The sequence below is a fragment of the Hydrogenophaga soli genome, from assembly GCF_054777695.1.
In genome coordinates, this window is the sequence record NZ_BAAHAK010000008.1 from 192,598 (window position 1) to 209,542 (window position 16,945).

Sequence of the window (16,945 nt, forward strand, 5' to 3'; positions counted from 1 at the left end):
ATGCAAGCTCGTTATGCTCCCCGCTTTGAGAACATGTGACGGAGGATTCAATAATGTCAGAAATCGTTGCGACTCACATGCCTGCGGGCTCGGCGCTTCAGCATGCGCCAGAGGCCGAAACGGGCGAAACCTCCCACAAGAACGTCCGAGGTATGTTTCGTGTTGGTGGTGCATGGCCGGGGTCCAAGGTGTTGGACCGTTTGTCCGTCCGGGCCAGCCTGTGGTTGGCCTTTGCCGCGATGCTGGTGGGTGCGGTGGTGATCGGGGTGTTTTCCCTGGTCCAGATGGGCGGCTTGAACCACGCCAGCAAGGTGTTGTACGAGCAGGCTTATCAGGCCGGCCAGGCCACAGAGCAGGTTCGCAGCTCACTGCTGCGTGCCAGCCGGGCGCAAACGCAGTTGCTCACGGCCACCACCGCCAAGGAGCGTGACACGCTGGGGGCGCAGATCGAGTCGGCCTTGACCCATGTGGCCGATCGCCTGAAGTTCATTGAGGCCGCCAGCCACGACGACGAGGCTCGCGAAAAAGTCGAGGCGCTGACCAAGGCCATCCAGCCCTGGGCCAAAGCCCTCAAGGAGTATGTGGACTTGGTCAAGGCGCAGCCCATTGACCTGATGCAGATGAGCCCCGACGTCACCACCGACGACGCCCGTCTGCAGAACATGACCAAAAAACTGGAAAAGTTTGTGGATGCGCTGGTGGATCACCGCGCGGCGTCGGCCGAGCAGACCCTGGCGTCGGCCGACGCCATCTACCAGTCGTCATTGACTTGGATGGCGGCCATCACCGTGGGCCTGGTGGTGTTGGCGGGCTTCATCAGCGCCTGGGTCACCCGGCGTCTGACGCGCCAGCTGGGGGCAGAGCCGGCGTATGCCAAGCAAATTGCCGGGCGCATTGCCAGTGGCGACCTGACCATGGGCATTCGTGTGCCGCCCAACGATCAGGACAGCCTCATCTATTCGCTGTCCGAAATGCAGACCCAACTGGCCCAGACGCTGCGCGAAATTGCGCAAAGCTCGCGCCAGGTGGCCGATGCCTCGGGCGACATCACAGAGGGCAACCAGGAGTTGTCTCAGCGCACAGAACAACAGTCCCAGGCGCTGGAGCGCACGGCAGGCAACGTCCAGCAACTGGCTTCCATTGCCCGCAACAACGCCGAAAGTGCCAGCGAGGCAGCGGCATTGACCTCGCGGGCCGCACAGGCCACCAGCACCAGCCGCGACGTGGTGTCCGAGGTGGCCAAGACCATGCAGCAGATCAGCGAAAGCACGCGCTCCATCCAGTCCATCAGTGGCGTGATCGAGGGCATTGCGTTTCGCACCAACATCCTGGCGCTGAACGCCGCGGTGGAAGCGGCGCACGCGGGCGAACATGGCCGCGGGTTTGCCGTGGTGGCCACCGAGGTGCGTGACCTGGCCCAACGCTGTGCCAGTGCCGCACGCGAGATCAATGGCCTCATCCAGGGCGCAGCGTCCAAGGTGGAGGTGGGGGTGGAGTTGACGCAGAAGGCGCGTCAGGCCATCCACGACGTGCGTGACACCATCCAGTCGGTGGCCACGGTCATGAGCGACATCTCGGATGCCTCACGCCAGCAAAGCCAGGAAGTGGAAGCCATCAACCAGGCCGTGTCCGAGCTGGACCACGGCAACCAGCAGAACGCCACCATGGTCAAGCAAAGCGTGCAGACCGCCCAGAGCCTGGACGAGCAGGCCCGCACGCTGGACGACCTGCTCAGCCGGTTCGAACTGAGTTCGACTACTTGAAGATCACGGTCCGGTGGCCGTTGAGCAGCACCCGGTGCTCGCTGTGCCACTTGACCGCGCGGGCCAGCACTTGGCTTTCGGTGTCGCGGCCCAGGGCGGTGAGGTCGTCCACCGTCTTGCTGTGGTCCACGCGGGCCACGTCCTGCTCGATGATGGGGCCTTCGTCCAGGTCGGCGGTGACGTAGTGGGCCGTGGCCCCAATCAGCTTCACCCCCCGGTCGTGGGCCTGGTAGTAGGGCTTGGCCCCTTTGAAGCTGGGCAGGAAGCTGTGGTGGATGTTGATGGCCCGACCGGCCAGCTTCTGGCACAGGTTGTTGCTCAAGATCTGCATGTAACGCGCCAGCACCACCAGCTCGGCGCCTTCGGCCTCAATGATTTCCAGTTGACGGGTTTCCACCTGGCCCTTGGTGGCCGCCGTGACCGGCAGGTGGTGGAAGGGCACGTTGTAACTGGCCGCCAGTTGGTAAAAGTCCCGGTGGTTGCTGATGATGGCCCGGATGTCCAGCGGCAACAGCCCGCTTTTCCAGCGGAACAGCAGGTCGTTCAGGCAGTGTCCCTGCTGGCTGACCAGCAGCACCGTGCGCATGGGCTGCGTGGTGTCGTGCAGGCGCCATTGCATCTGGAATGGCTGGGCAAAGCTGGTCAGGTCGGCCTTGAGAGCATCGGCGGGCAACGGGCAGGCAAACTGCACCCGCATGAAAAACAGGCCGGTGTCGTGGTCGTTGAACTGGGCGGCTTCTTCGATGTTGCCCTGGTGTTCCAGCAGGAAGCCGGACACCGCGTGCACCAGCCCCAGGCGGTCGGGGCAGGACAGGGTGAGCACGTAGGTGGGCAGGGACAAAGGCATGGCGGTGGTGGCTTGAGCGGCAGACATCCTTCGATTGTCTCAAAGCCTGCCGGGGCTCACAGTCCGAGCTGTTTCTTCAACTGGCTGCAATGGTCCGTGGGAGGCAGGGCGGGGGTGATCCAGACGGCGTCAAAGCCCTGGGCGTCGTCCGGGCGACCCGGGTCTGCCGCCAAGCGAACGGATTTCACGGAAACCTCTGCGGGCAAATGCTGGGCAACCCCCCACAGGCGGTGGGCGTGTTGGCTGCCGGTCAACAGCAGCACCGTGCGGTGGCGCTGCCGGACCGATTGCACGGTGTCGGCCAACTGCGCATCACGGGCCAGCTGAATCCGGGCCATGGGGGCCACCTGGTCAAAGGGCAGGAGGTCGCAATGGCCTTCCCGCACGGCCTCACGCTGGTGCAGCAGCACAGTGGGCGAAACGCGGCCATCCCATGCGGTGTCGCGGAACGTGGCGGCGTTGAGTTGCCGCGGCAGATTGCCGCCCAGCACGGGGATGCCAGCGGCGACCGCCGCCATCACCGCCGGGCCGTAGGCCTGCCACGGCCATGCCGCTTCGCGCCAGTCCAGGGCCTGCTGAACCTGTGGCGCCGATGCCGAGGCGGGCAGGCCCCGCGTGCTGTGGCCCGCCTCGGCCATTTCCAGCACCAGGGCGGCCAGCTCACCGGAGTCCACCAGCGCATTCACCACCTGCCGATGGATGGTTTGGTGGTCGGGCGCATCGTGTTGTTCGCCCAGCATCAGCACGTCGCTGCGTCCCAGCTTGTGCAGGCGGATGGGGATGGGGTCGTCGGTGGGTGATGAGGGCTGGGTGGTGCAGGCGCTCCAGCTGCACACGCAGGCCAGGAGCAGGGCTCGCCAGGCTGTTGGGCGCTTGGAACGGTCTGGGTTGGGGGCAATGGGCGCGAACATCCCCGGGATACTAGCCACCCCGGTACCCTCGGGCATGGGGCTGAGGCGGTTGAACGTTGGAAAGGACAGGTTTTGAACGGGTTGGACAGACGCCTGACGGTGCGCGTGTTGGGCACGTTGGCCGCTGCAGGGTTGGGCGCGTGGTTGTGTGTGCGGTTGGGCACCCCCATCCCCTGGATGATGGGGCCGCTGCTGGTCACCGCCGGGGCCGCCATGCTGGGCGCTCCAGTCGCCAGCTGGGGGCCTGCACGCAACACAGGCCAGTGGGTCATTGGCACGGCGTTGGGGTTGTCCTTCACCCCCGATGTGGGCGCGCTGATTGGGGGGCTGGCGGGCTGCATCGCCCTGGGGGTGACCTGGGCCTGCCTGATGGGGTGGCTGCTGGGCCGTTGGCTGGACCATGCCCAGCGCGACCTGCTGGCTCCGTTGCCCCCTCGCGCCCGGCGCGCCACCACTTTTTTTGCCGGAGCCATTGGCGGCGCATCGGAAATGACCTTGATTGCCGAACGCCATGGAGCCCGCACCGACCTGGTGGCCAGTGCCCACAGCCTGCGGGTGGTGATGGTCACGCTCACCTTGCCCTTTGCCATGCAGGCCTGGGGTGTTCACGGGTTGGACCCTTCGGTGAGCGCCTTGCGAGAGGTGCACCCTCAGGGGTTGCTCATCCTGTCGGGCCTGACGGGCATCGGCGTCGCGCTGATGCGGCACTCGGGGCGTGCCAACCCTTGGTTCATGGGGGCCTTGCTGGTGACCATGGGCATCACCCTGATGGATGTGCGGCTGTCCGCATTGCCTGGGTGGCTCACCAATGCCGCGCAGTGGGTGATCGGTATCAGCCTGGGGGTGCGGTTTTCGCCCGCATTCATCCACACGGCACCCCGGTGGCTGGGGGCGGTGGCGCTCGCCACCGGCGTGATGATGGTGCTGTGCGCGGCCTTTGGCGGGCTGTTGGCCTGGGCCACGGGGTTGCACCCGGCCACGCTCATCCTGGGCACGTCGCCTGGGGGCATTGCCGAAATGGCCATCACCGCCAAGGTGCTGCAACTGGGGGTGCCGGTGGTCACAGCCTTCCAGGTGTGCCGTTTGGTGGCGGTGCTGGTGCTGGCCGAGCCGCTGTTTCGCCACCTGACGCGGCACGACTGAAGGGTGCCCCCAAGCGGGGGCGGGATAGGGGGTGGCTATGGATAGTTTTTAGATATCCAAATGGATGTTTTCATGCGAGTTGATTAAATTTGCAACCATGCCGACCGCACAGAACAGGGGCCAGAACCGGTTTACGGTGTTCGGTCGGGCGTGCCCCGCCTGAATCAGGTGTTTTCAGTTCAACGTCCAGGAGAAAACCATGTCCAGCAAATCCAGCCGCAAAAACGCGTCCAAGGCCCCCGTCGGGGTGGCCATGGACATCGGCATCAGCGCCAACGACCGAGCGGCCATCGCCCAAGGGCTGTCGCGCCTCTTGGCCGACACCTACACGCTGTACCTGACCACGCACAACTTCCACTGGAACGTGACGGGGCCCATGTTCAACACCCTGCACACCATGTTCATGACCCAGTACACCGAGCTGTGGAATGCGGTGGACCCCATCGCCGAGCGCATTCGGGCACTGGGCCATGTGGCCCCCGGGTCGTATGCCGAGTTTGGCCAGCTCAGTTCGTTGGCCGATGCACCTTCCACCCCTCCCAAGGCCTTGGAGATGGTGCGCATCCTGGCCCAAGGGCACGAGGCCGTGGCCCGAACAGCCCGCAGCCTGTTTCCGCTGGTGGACAAGGCCAGCGATGAACCCACCGCCGATGTGCTGGTGCAGCGCCTGACGGTGCACGAGCAGACCGCCTGGATGCTGCGAGCGTTGCTGGAAGAGTGAAAACGCCCCCGGGGCCGTCGCCTGCCTGTGATCGGAGGGGGGTGTCCTTGACTTTCATCAAGTCCAGGCCCCCTGTGGCTTTTCCGGGAGGGGGGAGGGCCTTTGATGCAGGTCAAAAACAAGGGATAACCCCTAGACAGAATGAGGTTGTCGTCCGGGGCTTGTTTCCCGGCTCTTTCAGGGAGCCTTGTTCAGATGCCGCTTCGGAGGACGCTTTCCATCCGACAAGAGGACGCTGAATCATGTTGACCAAAGGTGTTTTGACCTGCGCAAAGGCCATGGGCATGGCCGGTTTGTTGTTGGGGGCTGCCGCGGCGGCACAGGCCCAAGAGTGGGACAAGTTGTATGCCCCGGTCGCGCCGCCCAAGGCGGTGGACCTGGGCAAGGTGGAACTGGGCAAGAAGCTCTACTTTGACCCGCGGCTGTCCAAGTCCGGGTTCATTTCGTGCAATTCCTGCCACAACCTGAGCATGGGGGGCACGGACAACCTGCCCACCTCCATTGGTGACAAGTGGCAACAAGGCCCCATCAATGCGCCCACGGTGCTCAACTCCAGCATGAACCTGGCCCAGTTCTGGGATGGCCGTGCCGCAGACCTCAAGGCCCAGGCCGGAGGCCCCATTGCCAACCCGGGCGAAATGGCGTTCAGCCACACCCTGGCCATCGGGGTGCTGGAGTCGATTCCTGCCTATGTGCGCGAATTCAAGATGGTGTTTGGCAAGGACAGGATCAACATCGATCAGGTGACCGAGGCCATCGCCGAGTTCGAAAAGACCCTGGTCACGCCCAACGCCAAATTCGACCAATTCCTGCTGGGCAAGAAAGACGCGCTCAACGGCCAGGAGCTGGCGGGCTACAAGCTGTTCAACGAAAGCGGTTGTGTGTCCTGTCACAACGGCGTGGCCGTGGGTGGCAACTCGTTCCAGAAGATGGGGGTGGTGGAGCCCTACAAGGGCAACAAGCAAGGTGTGGAGGGGCGCTCCGCGGTGTCGGGCAAGGAAATTGACCGCTTCAGCTTCAAGGTGCCCACCCTGCGCAACGTGGAAATGACCTACCCCTACTTCCACGACGGGGCCACCAACACCCTGCCCGAAGCGGTGGACGTGATGGGCCGCCTGCAGTTGGGCAAGAAGTTCACCAAGGACGAGAACGACAAGATCGTGGCTTTCCTCAAGACGCTGACCGGGGACCAACCCACGTTCCAGCTGCCGGTGCTGCCGCCGTCGTCAGACGCCACCCCACGGCCCACGCCGTTCAAGTGAACGTGCAAAAAAAACCGCTCCTCGGAGCGGTTTTTTCATGGGGCCGGAGGGCGGAGGGGGTCAGTGCACCACCACCGGCATTTGCGCCAGGGTGGCATAACCTTCCAGCGTGTCCTCCACCTCTTCTTGTGAGGGGGTGTCGCGTTGCCAGGCGTTGATCTGCATCTGGAACATCTCGGCCCAGGAACCGTCGAGGTAGACCTCTTTGCCCGAGCGTTTGTCCACGATTTCAAAACCGTGGCGAGGCATCAGCAAGGCGGCGTCGTCACCGCTGGGTTCACCGGCCATGGGGGCGTTGGCATGGATGTGGACCACGGCGAACGAGTCAGAGTCGTAAAGCATGTTCATGGTGTGCGTCCTGTCAAAGTCAGTCCATTGTGCGTCATTTCGGCGGACCGCCGCGGGCCATGGCCTGATGACCGATACATCGACACACAACTGGGGTTTCTGAACCGATTTTCAAGGGCTGTGGCTGGACAGCCGCTGGTCCACCACGTCACCGTTGGCCTGGGTCCACAACACGCGCACGGGCAGGTGGCCCAGCGCCGGGGCCATCCACAGCTCCACCCGGTTGTCATAGGGCTGGGTGGGGGTGCGCAGCAGGTGCAGGGCCGTCATGGGGCCCGCGGGCAGGTCCAGGGCCTCGGGGCCTTTGACCTCAAAGTCCCACCATTCCGCGTCGCGGGGGCCGACGGTGTAAATGCGGATGTGCTGTCCGGCGGTGTAGCGCTGGGGTTCACCCTCCAGCATGGCGGCCAGTTGCAGCAACACGCTCAACCGGTCTTGGGCCCCTTGGGGCAAGGGCGCATCGGGCGTGTTGGCGCTGAAGCGCACGGTGGCCGGTTGGCGGCTGCGGTCGAAGTGGGCGGCCTGCTCGGCCTTGGATCGGTTCTTGTCGCCAAACCGTTGCGGCACCAGCCCCCAGTGGGCGTCCAGCTCGCCCCGGCTGGTCTGCACCCGTGCACCAGCCAGCCAGGCTTGCAGCGTCAGCTGAGCCTCGTAGCGTTGGTCGGAGACGGTCAGGCGCAGCGTGCTGTCGGCCGACAGGGTCATGCCCTTGCGGGTGGCGCTGACCGCATAACGCAGCGCCACGTTGCCCGGCAGCACCACGTGCCGGGGCACGGTGGCCCCGGTCGCATCGACGTCCTCTCCCGGGCGGGCCTGTGCGGCTGGGGCGGGCTCGGAGGGCGTGAGCGCGGTGGGTGCTGGCGTGGAGGGTGGTGCTATTGTTTGTGTAGCTGCTTGCGCTTTTTCTGAAAGCGCTAAGGGATGATTTGGCTTGGGTCTTTGGGGCAGAGGGGCGGCAGGGGCTGCTGACAGCGTTGAGGTGGTGGTGGCCCGTTGGGGCGGCGCGGTTTTGGCGGGTGTGCGGGGTGGGGCCTGTTCTTCCGCCGCGGGGGGCTGCGGGGTGGCGGCCATGGGGGCGGTGGCGTGCACCGGCGCGGTCTGGATGGCGGCGGGCTCGGGGTTGCCCTCGGGGCGTGAGGGCTGGGTCAGCCCGGGGGGGGCTGGGACCGATGGCTGGGCCGCACGGTCGGCGGGTTGGGCCAGGTACACCAGGGCCAGGTGCGCGGTTCCCACGGCCAGCGCCAAGCCCAGCAACCAGCGTCGCTTCAGACCGGCGCGCGGCGGGGCAGGGGTGGGCGGTGGATGGGGGGATGCATTGCGGGGCATGGCGCATTCTGATTCCTAAAATCCGCCCTTGTTCCGGGCCGAGGGCCCGGCCTGCATCCAACCTTTGGCACCCATGAAACTGGCCACTTACCGCGACGGCTCGCGCGACGGGCAACTGGTGGTCGTCTCCCGCGACCTGACCCAGGCCCACTACGCCACCCATGTGGCCCACACCCTGCAACAGGTGCTGGACGACTGGAACTTTGTCAGCCCCCAGCTGGAAGACCTGTCCCGCGAACTCAACCACGGCAAGGCGCGGCATGTGTTCCCCTTCGATCCGGCGCAGTGCCTGGCCCCGTTGCCGCGCACCAGCCAATGCGTGCGGGCGCATGCCGTGGCCCCTGCGGCCACCCGGACCCGGGGCGGTGTGGCCGACCTGCTCACCCTGTCTGGCGATGCCTTGTTGGGCGCCCGCGCCGACCTGCCGCTGGCCGACGTGGCCGATGGCTTGGACTTCGAGGCCGGGTGGGCGGTGTTGTGCAGTGACTTGCCCCAAGGCTGTGCCCCGGCGCGGGCCCTGGAGGGGGTGCGCCTGCTCACCCTGGCCAACACCTGGGTGCTGCGCGAGGTGCAGGCCCGCGAGCGGGCGGCCCAGGTGGGCGAGGTGCAAAGCCGCCCGGCAGTGACGCTGGGGCCGGTGGTGGTCACGCCCGACGAGTTGGGGGGCGCATGGGCTTCGGGGCGTGTGTCGCTGACGCTGGAGGTGCTGCTCAACGGACGGCGGGTGGCTCAGGGGCAGGCCGATCAGGCCCAGGCGCAGCATGCCGGGCAATGGCTGGCCGCCCTGGCCGCCAAGCGCCCGGTGCGGGCCGGGGCGGTGGTGTGCAGCGGTCCGCTGGTGGCCCCAGCGGGCTTGCCTGCGGGGGGCTTGCAACCGGGAGACTGCTTGCGCGTGACCCTGACGGCGGCGGATGGCAGCCAGCCCTTGGGGGCCGTGGACACCGAGGTGCGCGCCCTCCACGAAGCCGACGACCAGCGCGTGGCCGACGACCTGGGTTGACGGCCTGCTGAGGGCGTGCAGGTCGAAATGGAGCCACCGCTCACAGGGACGGTGTGGGCACATGCCCGTGGGCGTTCTCGGCCCGGGTCTGACAGGCCACGCACCGCAAGGCCAGCGGGTTGGCCTGCAGGCGGGCTTCGGGGATGTCGGCCCCGCAATCGGTGCACGAGCCATAGCTGCCGTCGGCCAGCCGGGCCAGCGCCGCGTCAATCTCATTGAGTTCTTGCAACTCGCGCTCTTGCAGTGCCACGGTCAGGTCGCGTTCGGCGTCGGCCTGGGCCCAGTCGCCCTGCGTCAGGTCCAGGGCCGAGGCGGCGGCGTCAACCCGGCTGAGGTCGCCGCCGCGCTGCTGGCGCAACTGGTTCAGCAAGCTGGTGCGAAGGACCCCCAGGCGTTGGGCAGGGGTGAGGGTGGAGTGGGGGGCGGGGGTGTTCATGTCGGTGTCCTTTCAGAACCATGATGCGGCGATTGCAAGGCCCCGACGTTGACCCAGGTCAGACAGCCTGGGGGATGCTCGCCTTCCCGTTTTGGGCACAGATGTGGCATGCTGGGCCACATCCCCAACGACAGGAGACACCCCATGGCAGACACGGATGGCAGCGGTTTTGGCAAGTTTGTGCCGGGTTTCGAGTTCATGCAGAACCTGGCGCGTCAGGCCGCGGGGGGCATTGCCCAGGGGGTGCAGCAGTCGGTGCCACAGCTGCCCAGCCTCAACAGCTGGGTGGCCCCCACGTTCAGTGTCGAAGAGTTGGAAAAGCGCATCACCGAGCTCAAGGCCGTCCAGTTCTGGCTGGACCAGAACGCCCGCGCCCTGTCGGCCACCGTGCAGGCCTTGGAGGTGCAGAAAATGACCTTGGCCACCCTCCAGGGCATGAACGTCAACCTGGGCGATGTGGCCAACGCCCTCAAGGTGCGAGCCACCGACACCATGGCCACGATGGCGGGCATGGCTGGCCTGAGCGCTGACGCCCCCAAGGAGCCCACCCGTTTCAAGGGGCTGGAGGTGCCGCCGCGCACCGGGGCGCCGGAACCGGCCCCAACCCCGGCACCGGCACCCGCCGCCAAGAAGTCCACCACCGCCCAGGCCGCGGCCACGCCAGCGTCTGCGGTGGTCGACCCCATGCTGTGGTGGGGCTCGCTGTCCCAGCAGTTCCAGAACATCGCTACCCAGGCCATGAAGGACGTGGCCACCCAGGCTGCGCTGGACACCAGCCGCAACGTGGCGGCGTCGCTCACCCGAGAAGCGGTCAAGACCGCCACCCAGGCGGCCACCGCCGTGGCCCAGACCGCCGTGCAGGCGGGCAGCGGCCTGGTGGGGGCCGGGGTGCGGGCGGCCAGCACCGGGGCCAAGGTGGCCCGCAAAGCCGCCACCCCGGCAACCACCGCTGCTTCAGCCGCGGCCCCCAAGGCGGCCGCCAAAGCCCCGGCTGCAGGCCGTGCAGGGACCAAGACCGCCGCCAAATCCGCCGCGAAGCCCAGCGCCAAACCCTCGGCCAAACCTGCGGCCAAGAAGGCCGCGGGCACCACCCGCCCCCGATCGCGCTGATCGCCCGCCCGCCCTCGCGCTGATCGCCCGCCCGCCCTCGCGCTGATCGCCCGCCCGCCCTCGCGCAGCCATGGCCATGGACTTCCTCAGCGCCCACGCCACCCATCCGCGCTGGGACATGGCGGTCACTTTGGTGTCGGCACCGCTGCGGGCGCAGCTGGACGCCCGCCTGGCTGCCGCGCAAGCCCCGGAACCCGCGCACGGGGAGGCGTCCGTTCCGCCAGGGCGCAGCCTGCCCAGCCTGGGCCTGATGTACGTGACCGACGCGTTGGCTGGGCATGTGCAGGACATGCTGGACCAGCTCATGGCCGCCCTGCCCGAGGTGTCGGACTGGGTGGGCACGGTGGCCGTGGGCGTGGTGGCCAGTGGGGTGGAATACTGGGATGAGCCCGCTGTGTCGGTGATGCTGCTGGACCTGCCTTCCGACCAGTACCGCGTGTTCAGCGGCGTTCAGCCGCTGCCGCGGTCCTGGCCGGGCGGAGACGGCCAGCCCGTGGTGCCGCAAACCGCCTGGGTGCATGCCGATCCCGCCACGCCCGACTTGGCCGAGCTGGTGGGCGAGCTGGCCTCCCGCACCCGCACGGGCACGGTGTGGGGCGGCTTGTCGTCCGGGCGGACTGGTGCGGTGCAGATCGCCCACGGCAGCCAAGGGGTGCCGCCGGGGCAGAGGGCCAGTTCGGGCGTCATGCGCGGGGGGCTCTGCGGTGTGGCCTGGGGCGCAGGTGTCGCTTGGCAGGCCGGGGTCACCCAAGGGTGCCAGCCGGTGGGGCCGTCGCGGCGGGTCACGTCGGCGGCGGGCGGCGTCATCCTCACGCTCGATGACCAACCGGCCCTGGACGCCTTGCTGGCCGACCTGGGGGTGGCCGCCGAAACCGGCCTGCCCTTGCGCCTGCTGCGCGAAACACTCACCGCGGTGGAGCCCGGGACCGTGGCCGACAGCGCGGGGCATCGGCGCCACGGGGCTTTGTCGGTGCAGGCCCGGGTGCGCCACCTGATGGGCCTGGACCCCGCCCGCCGCGCCCTGGTCAGCACCGACCCGGTGCAGCCGGGCGAGCGCCTGACCTTTTGCCGCCGCCATGCCGATGTGGCCAAGGCCGACCTGATGGCCCTGTGCGCGTCCCTGCGCGAGGGGCTGGAGTCGCCCGACGCGGACAACGGGGCGGGCGAAACCGTTCCCCAGCGCATCGTGGGGGCCTTGTACGCCAGTTGTGTGGGGCGGGGTGGGTCGCACTTTGGCCATCCGCATGCCGAAATGCAGGCCGTGCGCCGGGCCCTGGGGGATGTGCCGCTGACCGGTTTTTTTGCCGCGGGCGAACTGGCGGGCCAGCAGCTCATGGGCTACAGCGGCGTGCTGGTGGTGTTCACACAAGCTGTTGCGTCCCGTCCACCCGGGTGAGGCACATGACCGGATGGCCGCGGGGCGTGGCGTTCCCCGTGGCGACCAGTTGCTACCATGGCGGCTGTTTCACGGAGCAAGCCCATGGTCTTCCCCTCGATTTCTTCCCGTTCCCTGTGGGCCGTTGCCGGGCTGCTGGGGTTGGGTGCCGTGCTGGCCGGTTGCGGCGGTGGCGATTCCTACACCCCCACCACCCCGATCACCACCACCACCGATTACTTCCCCACCGTGGTCAACACCGAAAGCGGCGCACTCATGCGCCGTGGCCGCCAGGTGGACAAGACCACCGGCTCCCTCACCGGACCCGAGTACGGCGACACCTGGATGTACCAGTGGATCAACAAGACCGCGGGCACGGGGTACTACAGCACCCACTTCCTGTCGGCACTGGACAAGACCACCCAGCTTTACAGCCACACCGTCACGTTCTCCGACGCCCAGCCCCTGCAGGTGCGCGATTTCGGGGCCAGGAACCAGACGCTGTCCACCTCCTATGACAACACCCGTTGCCAGGACAACACCCAGACCCGTTCCATGTTCCCGCGCCGCCCCTACGCCGCGGGCAACACCTGGACCTATGTGTGGAGTGAAACCTGCCTGAACGGCACCGTGGCCACCACCACCAGCAAATCCATCACCGGCACGGTGCTGGCGCTGGAAACCAAAACCCTGGGCCTGATGGGGGCCGGTGGCACGGCCCTGGGCGGCACCACGCAAAAGACCTTCCAGACCGCCAAGTACAGCGCCACCCGCACCGAAACCAACACCGCCGGCACCTGGACCTTTGCCGACACCTGCTGGCACGACATGGCGCAAGACCGCACCGTGCAGTGCGACACCGTGGCCAGCTACGTGCCCGCGGGCAGCAGCACGGCCACCCAGACCTACGAACAGTCCCAAACCCTGGCGTGGGTGCGTGAAGTGCGCACCCCCAGCCCGGTTCTGGCCACCGACGGGCCGTTCACCGTGGCCCAGTTTGCCGGGCGCTGGAGCTTCAAGCTGGTGGGCTCGGGCGGCTCGGTCACCTGCACCAACATGGTCATCAGCCTCACGGGCAATGTCACCGGCAATTGCGAGCGTGTCACCGTCACCAACGTCACCCGCCCCGACCCCAACAACACGGGCGGCACCATCACCGTGCCGGTGGAGAACCGGGCGGCCTTCACGGTCAGCGGCTTTGTGGACCGCCGCACCATCACCACGCAAAACCCGGGGCAGGCGGCGTTCACCCGCCAGATCGACGCCATCAACATCGTGGCCGACTCCAACCCCAACGACCTCAGCATGACCGGCGAGATGCTCTCCCCGGTGACGTCCGAAGGCACATGGCTGGGCGCCATGACCACCAGCGGCAGCCAGCTCACCGGCACTTTTGCCGCACGGCACCTGTGAGGTTGTGAATAAAAAAAGCCCTCTCACGCTTTCTGTGAGAGGGCTTTTTGCTATGAAATTTGAGTGTTACACCCCACGCGCCCGGTCGGCGTGGAAGCGGGCCACAAAGGCCCCAAAGCGGCCCACGTCCAGCGCGGCACGCACCTCGCTCATCAGGTTGAGGTAGTAGTGCAGGTTGTGGATGCTGGTCAGCATGGGGCCCAGCATTTCGCCGCAGCGGTCCAGGTGGTGCAGGTAGGCGCGGCTGAAACCGTCGCGGCCGCCCTCGCTCCACGGCACGCCCGAGCTGCCCGCACAGGCGTAGCAGGTGCAGGTTTCGTCCAGCGGGCGCTCGTCGGTCTTGTGGCGGGCGTTGCGGATCTTCAGGTCACCGTAGCGGGTGAAGGTGTGGCCGTTGCGTGCGTTGCGGGTGGGCATGACGCAGTCGAACATGTCGATGCCGTTCTGCACCCCGGCGATCAGGTCTTCCGGTGTGCCCACGCCCATCAGGTAGTGCGGCTTGTGGGCGGGCAGGCGGGGGCCAATGTGCTGGAGCACCCGCATCATGTCTTCCTTGGGCTCGCCCACACTCAGGCCGCCCACGGCAATGCCGGGGAAGTCCAGCGCCTCCAGCCCGGCCAGGGATTCGTCTCGCAGGTGCTCGAACATGCCACCCTGCACGATGCCGAACAGCGCGTTGGGGTTTTCCAGCCGGGCGAACTCGGTCTGGCAACGCTGGGCCCAGCGCAGGCTCAGTTCCATGGAGGCGCGGGCTTCGGCCTCGGTGGTGATCTGGCCCTTGGTCTTCTTGTCCACCGACAAATAGGGCGTGCACTCGTCGAACTGCATGACGATGTCGCTGTTGAGCACCGTCTGGATTTGCATGCTCACCTCAGGAGTGAGGAAGAGCTTGTCGCCGTTGACCGGGCTGGCAAAACGCACGCCTTCTTCGGTGATCTTGCGCATTTCGCCCAGACTCCACACCTGGAAACCGCCCGAGTCGGTCAGGATGGGCTTGTCCCATTTTTCGAAGGCGTGCAGGCCGCCGAACTGCTTGACCACGTCCAGCCCCGGGCGCATCCACAGGTGGAAGGTGTTGCCCAGGATGATTTGGGCGTCCATCTCGTGCAGGCTGAGCGGCATCACGCCCTTGACGGTGCCGTAGGTGCCCACGGGCATGAAGATGGGGGTTTGCACCACGCCGTGGTTGAGCGTGAGTTCGCCACGGCGCGCGTGGCTGCCCGTGTAGCCCTCGCGGGCGGTGTCTTGGGCGAGGATGCGGAATTGAAGCATGCGGAAACCAGAAGGAGCGTTCAGGACGCCCGGGGTTGCAAGGGGTCGCGTTCAGGGCCGGCCAGCTTGCGCCGGGGCAGGCCGCCAGCGGGGGCAGGGCCCAGGGCCGTCAGCACGGCCTTCATGGGCTCGTGGGAGCCGGCCAGGGCCGGGTCGGCGCGCAGGCGGCGTTCCTGGGCGGCCATGGCGTCGAAGATGGCGTGGGTCAGGGACCGGGCCACGCGGGAGCAGATGGCCCAGTCCTCGGCCTCCACCTGGGCATGGCGCGCGGCGGGGTTGTGGGGGTAGCGGTCGCGGTGCACCAGCAGCCAGGCCAGGTGTTGTTCCACCACCAGCCCCAGGATGCGGTGGTGCAGGTGGTCCACGTAGTTGGCCTCGAAGATGGCGGTCAGCCAACCGCCATCGGCCAGTTTGCTGCGGGCGTTGTTCTTGAGCTTGTCGGCGTCGGCCTCGTTGAACAGGTGCACCCCCACCATCAGGCTGTTGCGGGCCAGGTCCCAGATGCGGGCGGCGGCAAACCGGGTGAGCGATTCAAAGGCCTCGTACTTGTCCCAGGGGCTGCCCGCACTGAGTTTGGGCGGGCCAAAACGCAGCCAGTGGGCCCAGCTTTCGTGCAGGTGGTCGGGCAGGGTGGGTAGCCAACCGTCGGGGTGGGCGGCAAAGGCGTCGCGCACCGAGGTTTCCAGCACCGCCCGCAGGCCCACCAGCTCGGGGGCCTGGACCGGAGGGGGCACAAAGGGCTCGGCCCCCAGCAGGGGTTTGCGGGCGGCCCAGGCCACACCCAGGGCGGCCACGGTCGATCCGATGAAGACCAGGTGGTTGAAAAGACGACGGTTCATGGGGGGCAGGCTCCTGCGGGGAAGCGACGCTGGCACTCTATCACCGCCCATCGGCGCAAGGGGTGCCGCGCGTGAGCCACATGGCGTCGCCGTAGCTGAAAAAGCGGTAACCCTGCGCAATGGCGTGGCGATAGAGCGACTGGATGTGCCCATACCCCGCCAGGGCGCTGACCAGCATCATCAGCGTGCTCTTGGGCAGGTGGAAGTTGGTGATGAGTGCATCCACCACCTGGAACCCGAAGCCCGGGGTGATGAAGATCTGCGTGTCCCCCTGGGCCTGCCCGCTGTGCGCCCAGCTCTCCAGCGTGCGCACGGTGGTGGTGCCCACGGCCACCACCCGCCCGCCGCGGGCGCGACAGCGGGCGATGGCCTCTTGCGTGGCGGCGGGCACGTCGTACCACTCGCGGTGCATGGTGTGTTCGGCCAGGTTTTCGGTCTTCACCGGCTGGAAGGTGCCCGCGCCCACATGCAGCGTGACGCTGGCACGCTCCACACCCAGGGCGTCCAGCTGGCCCAGCAGGGCCTGGTCGAAGTGCAGGGCGGCCGTGGGTGCGGCCACCGCGCCGGGATGGCGGGCAAACACCGTCTGGTAACGCTGCTCGTCTTCCGCCGTGTCGGTGTGGGTGATGTAGGGCGGCAGCGGCACATGGCCGTGGCGCTGCATCAGCGCGTGCGGCTCGTCCGAGAACTTCAGGCGGAACAGCGCACCCTGCTCGTCGGGCCAGCGGCCCAGCAGGGTGGCCGTGAACCCCCCGTTGCGCGGGCCACCGCACATGTGCATCACCCCGCCCACCAGGGGCTTCTTGCTGACCTTCATGTGGGCCACCACCTCGTGGTTGGGCAGCACCCGCTCCACCAGCAGCTCCAGTTTGCCGCCCGTGGCCTTTTCGCCAAACAGCCGGGCCTTGATGACCTGGGTGTCGTTGAACACCAGCAGGTCGGTGGGCCGCAGCAGCGTGGGCAACTCGCGGAAGATGCGGTCCACCGGCGTGGGGCCGCTGCCGTCCAGCAGGCGCGAGGCGCTGCGCTCGGGCGCGGGGTGCTGGGCAATCAGCTCAGGCGGCAGGTGGAAGTCGAAATCCGCCAGGGTGAAGGGGCGGCCATCGGGGTGAAGGGTCGTGGGGGGCAATGCAGCGGTCATGGGGCTTGAGGGCCGGACGGGCCCGTGCCAAGGGGGAA

The 16,945-nt window shown here is 67.3% G+C and carries 16 protein-coding genes; 8 read left to right on the forward strand and 8 right to left on the reverse strand.

Going from position 1 to position 16,945, the window contains the following annotated elements; genetic code table 11:
• The first annotated feature begins 53 nt into the window (after positions 1–53).
• Positions 54–1,763, forward strand: coding sequence for a methyl-accepting chemotaxis protein (locus ACYVB7_RS15290; protein WP_460509258.1), 1,710 nt, complete (start codon positions 54–56; stop codon positions 1,761–1,763).
• Here the strand turns inward: ACYVB7_RS15290 and purU are convergent.
• Both purU and ACYVB7_RS15300 read right to left on the reverse strand, forming a co-directional pair.
• Positions 1,756–2,637: a formyltetrahydrofolate deformylase gene (gene purU / locus ACYVB7_RS15295; RefSeq protein ID WP_460509260.1), complete on the reverse strand. Its 882-nt coding sequence runs from the start codon at positions 2,635–2,637 to the stop codon at positions 1,756–1,758. The genes ACYVB7_RS15290 and purU overlap by 8 nt on opposite strands.
• A gap of 29 nt (positions 2,638–2,666) precedes the next feature.
• A complete protein-coding gene (locus ACYVB7_RS15300) occupies positions 2,667–3,557 on the reverse strand; it encodes a ChaN family lipoprotein (RefSeq protein ID WP_460509261.1) in 891 nt (296 codons plus the stop codon).
• Positions 3,558–3,602: 45 nt separating this feature from the next.
• Here ACYVB7_RS15300 and ACYVB7_RS15305 point away from each other — a divergent pair, with 45 nt between their 5' ends.
• From ACYVB7_RS15305 to ACYVB7_RS15315, 3 genes are all read left to right on the forward strand, one after another.
• Positions 3,603–4,664, forward strand: coding sequence for an AbrB family transcriptional regulator (locus tag ACYVB7_RS15305; protein WP_460509262.1), 1,062 nt, complete (start codon positions 3,603–3,605; stop codon positions 4,662–4,664).
• Positions 4,665–4,863: 199 nt separating this feature from the next.
• A complete protein-coding gene (locus ACYVB7_RS15310; RefSeq protein WP_460509263.1) occupies positions 4,864–5,385 on the forward strand; it encodes a Dps family protein in 522 nt (173 codons plus the stop codon).
• 242 nt (positions 5,386–5,627) lie between these two features.
• Positions 5,628–6,647 (forward strand): cytochrome-c peroxidase, encoded by a 1,020-nt coding sequence (locus tag ACYVB7_RS15315; protein WP_460509264.1) that lies wholly within the window; start codon positions 5,628–5,630, stop codon positions 6,645–6,647.
• A gap of 60 nt (positions 6,648–6,707) precedes the next feature.
• Here ACYVB7_RS15315 and ACYVB7_RS15320 read toward each other — a convergent pair whose 3' ends face one another.
• Together ACYVB7_RS15320 and ACYVB7_RS15325 are read right to left on the reverse strand one after the other, a co-directional pair.
• Positions 6,708–6,995, reverse strand: coding sequence for a DUF3567 domain-containing protein (locus ACYVB7_RS15320; protein ID WP_460509265.1), 288 nt, complete (start codon positions 6,993–6,995; stop codon positions 6,708–6,710).
• A gap of 111 nt (positions 6,996–7,106) precedes the next feature.
• A complete protein-coding gene (locus ACYVB7_RS15325; protein ID WP_460509266.1) occupies positions 7,107–8,321 on the reverse strand; it encodes a DUF3108 domain-containing protein in 1,215 nt (404 codons plus the stop codon).
• A gap of 73 nt (positions 8,322–8,394) precedes the next feature.
• On the opposite strand from ACYVB7_RS15325, the gene ACYVB7_RS15330 reads away from it, so the two are divergent.
• Positions 8,395–9,321 (forward strand): fumarylacetoacetate hydrolase family protein, encoded by a 927-nt coding sequence (locus ACYVB7_RS15330; protein ID WP_460509268.1) that lies wholly within the window; start codon positions 8,395–8,397, stop codon positions 9,319–9,321.
• A gap of 40 nt (positions 9,322–9,361) precedes the next feature.
• Here the strand turns inward: ACYVB7_RS15330 and ACYVB7_RS15335 are convergent, their stop codons facing one another.
• Positions 9,362–9,757 carry a TraR/DksA family transcriptional regulator gene (locus tag ACYVB7_RS15335; protein WP_460509269.1) on the reverse strand — a complete coding sequence of 132 codons (396 nt, stop codon included), beginning with the start codon at positions 9,755–9,757 and terminating at the stop codon, positions 9,362–9,364.
• A gap of 144 nt (positions 9,758–9,901) precedes the next feature.
• Here ACYVB7_RS15335 and ACYVB7_RS15340 point away from each other — a divergent pair, with 144 nt between their 5' ends.
• The 3 genes from ACYVB7_RS15340 (at position 9,902) to ACYVB7_RS15350 (ending at position 13,655) form a co-directional block, all read left to right on the forward strand.
• Complete coding sequence (locus ACYVB7_RS15340; protein WP_460509270.1) at positions 9,902–10,867, forward strand: PhaM family polyhydroxyalkanoate granule multifunctional regulatory protein; 966 nt, start codon at positions 9,902–9,904, stop codon at positions 10,865–10,867.
• Between the two features lie 76 nt (positions 10,868–10,943).
• Entirely contained in the window at positions 10,944–12,263 is a 1,320-nt protein-coding gene (locus ACYVB7_RS15345) for an FIST signal transduction protein (protein WP_460509271.1), read from the forward strand.
• An 84-nt stretch (positions 12,264–12,347) separates the two neighbouring features.
• The gene (locus tag ACYVB7_RS15350) at positions 12,348–13,655 is read left to right on the forward strand and encodes a hypothetical protein (RefSeq protein ID WP_460509273.1); all 1,308 of its coding nucleotides are present in this window, start codon (positions 12,348–12,350) and stop codon (positions 13,653–13,655) included.
• Positions 13,656–13,721: 66 nt separating this feature from the next.
• Here the strand turns inward: ACYVB7_RS15350 and tgt are convergent, their stop codons facing one another.
• The 3 genes from tgt to queA are packed head-to-tail and all read right to left on the reverse strand — an operon-like array spanning position 13,722 to position 16,907.
• Positions 13,722–14,927, reverse strand: coding sequence for a tRNA guanosine(34) transglycosylase Tgt (tgt, locus tag ACYVB7_RS15355; protein WP_460509274.1), 1,206 nt, complete (start codon positions 14,925–14,927; stop codon positions 13,722–13,724).
• Positions 14,928–14,947: 20 nt separating this feature from the next.
• Positions 14,948–15,766 carry a hypothetical protein gene (locus ACYVB7_RS15360; protein WP_460509275.1) on the reverse strand — a complete coding sequence of 273 codons (819 nt, stop codon included), beginning with the start codon at positions 15,764–15,766 and terminating at the stop codon, positions 14,948–14,950.
• 40 nt (positions 15,767–15,806) lie between these two features.
• Positions 15,807–16,907 (reverse strand): S-adenosylmethionine:tRNA ribosyltransferase-isomerase, encoded by a 1,101-nt coding sequence (gene queA / locus ACYVB7_RS15365; protein WP_460509277.1) that lies wholly within the window; start codon positions 16,905–16,907, stop codon positions 15,807–15,809.
• Positions 16,908–16,945 lie beyond the last annotated feature (38 nt).

Excerpts from the sequence above, each read along its gene's own strand:
- ACYVB7_RS15335 (WP_460509269.1), bottom strand. The coding sequence starts at position 9,757 with ATGAACACCCCCGCCCCCCACTCCACCCTCACCCCTGCCCAACGCCTG.
- ACYVB7_RS15300 (WP_460509261.1), bottom strand. The coding sequence starts at position 3,557 with ATGCCCGAGGGTACCGGGGTGGCTAGTATCCCGGGGATGTTCGCGCCC.
- ACYVB7_RS15290 (WP_460509258.1), top strand. The coding sequence starts at position 54 with ATGTCAGAAATCGTTGCGACTCACATGCCTGCGGGCTCGGCGCTTCAG.
- ACYVB7_RS15350 (WP_460509273.1), top strand. The coding sequence starts at position 12,348 with ATGGTCTTCCCCTCGATTTCTTCCCGTTCCCTGTGGGCCGTTGCCGGG.
- ACYVB7_RS15315 (WP_460509264.1), top strand. The coding sequence starts at position 5,628 with ATGTTGACCAAAGGTGTTTTGACCTGCGCAAAGGCCATGGGCATGGCC.
- purU (WP_460509260.1), bottom strand. The coding sequence starts at position 2,637 with ATGTCTGCCGCTCAAGCCACCACCGCCATGCCTTTGTCCCTGCCCACC.
- ACYVB7_RS15320 (WP_460509265.1), bottom strand. The coding sequence starts at position 6,995 with ATGAACATGCTTTACGACTCTGACTCGTTCGCCGTGGTCCACATCCAT.
- ACYVB7_RS15360 (WP_460509275.1), bottom strand. The coding sequence starts at position 15,766 with ATGAACCGTCGTCTTTTCAACCACCTGGTCTTCATCGGATCGACCGTG.
- queA (WP_460509277.1), bottom strand. The coding sequence starts at position 16,907 with ATGACCGCTGCATTGCCCCCCACGACCCTTCACCCCGATGGCCGCCCC.
- ACYVB7_RS15310 (WP_460509263.1), top strand. The coding sequence starts at position 4,864 with ATGTCCAGCAAATCCAGCCGCAAAAACGCGTCCAAGGCCCCCGTCGGG.
- tgt (WP_460509274.1), bottom strand. The coding sequence starts at position 14,927 with ATGCTTCAATTCCGCATCCTCGCCCAAGACACCGCCCGCGAGGGCTAC.
- ACYVB7_RS15330 (WP_460509268.1), top strand. The coding sequence starts at position 8,395 with ATGAAACTGGCCACTTACCGCGACGGCTCGCGCGACGGGCAACTGGTG.
- ACYVB7_RS15325 (WP_460509266.1), bottom strand. The coding sequence starts at position 8,321 with ATGCCCCGCAATGCATCCCCCCATCCACCGCCCACCCCTGCCCCGCCG.
- ACYVB7_RS15345 (WP_460509271.1), top strand. The coding sequence starts at position 10,944 with ATGGACTTCCTCAGCGCCCACGCCACCCATCCGCGCTGGGACATGGCG.
- ACYVB7_RS15340 (WP_460509270.1), top strand. The coding sequence starts at position 9,902 with ATGGCAGACACGGATGGCAGCGGTTTTGGCAAGTTTGTGCCGGGTTTC.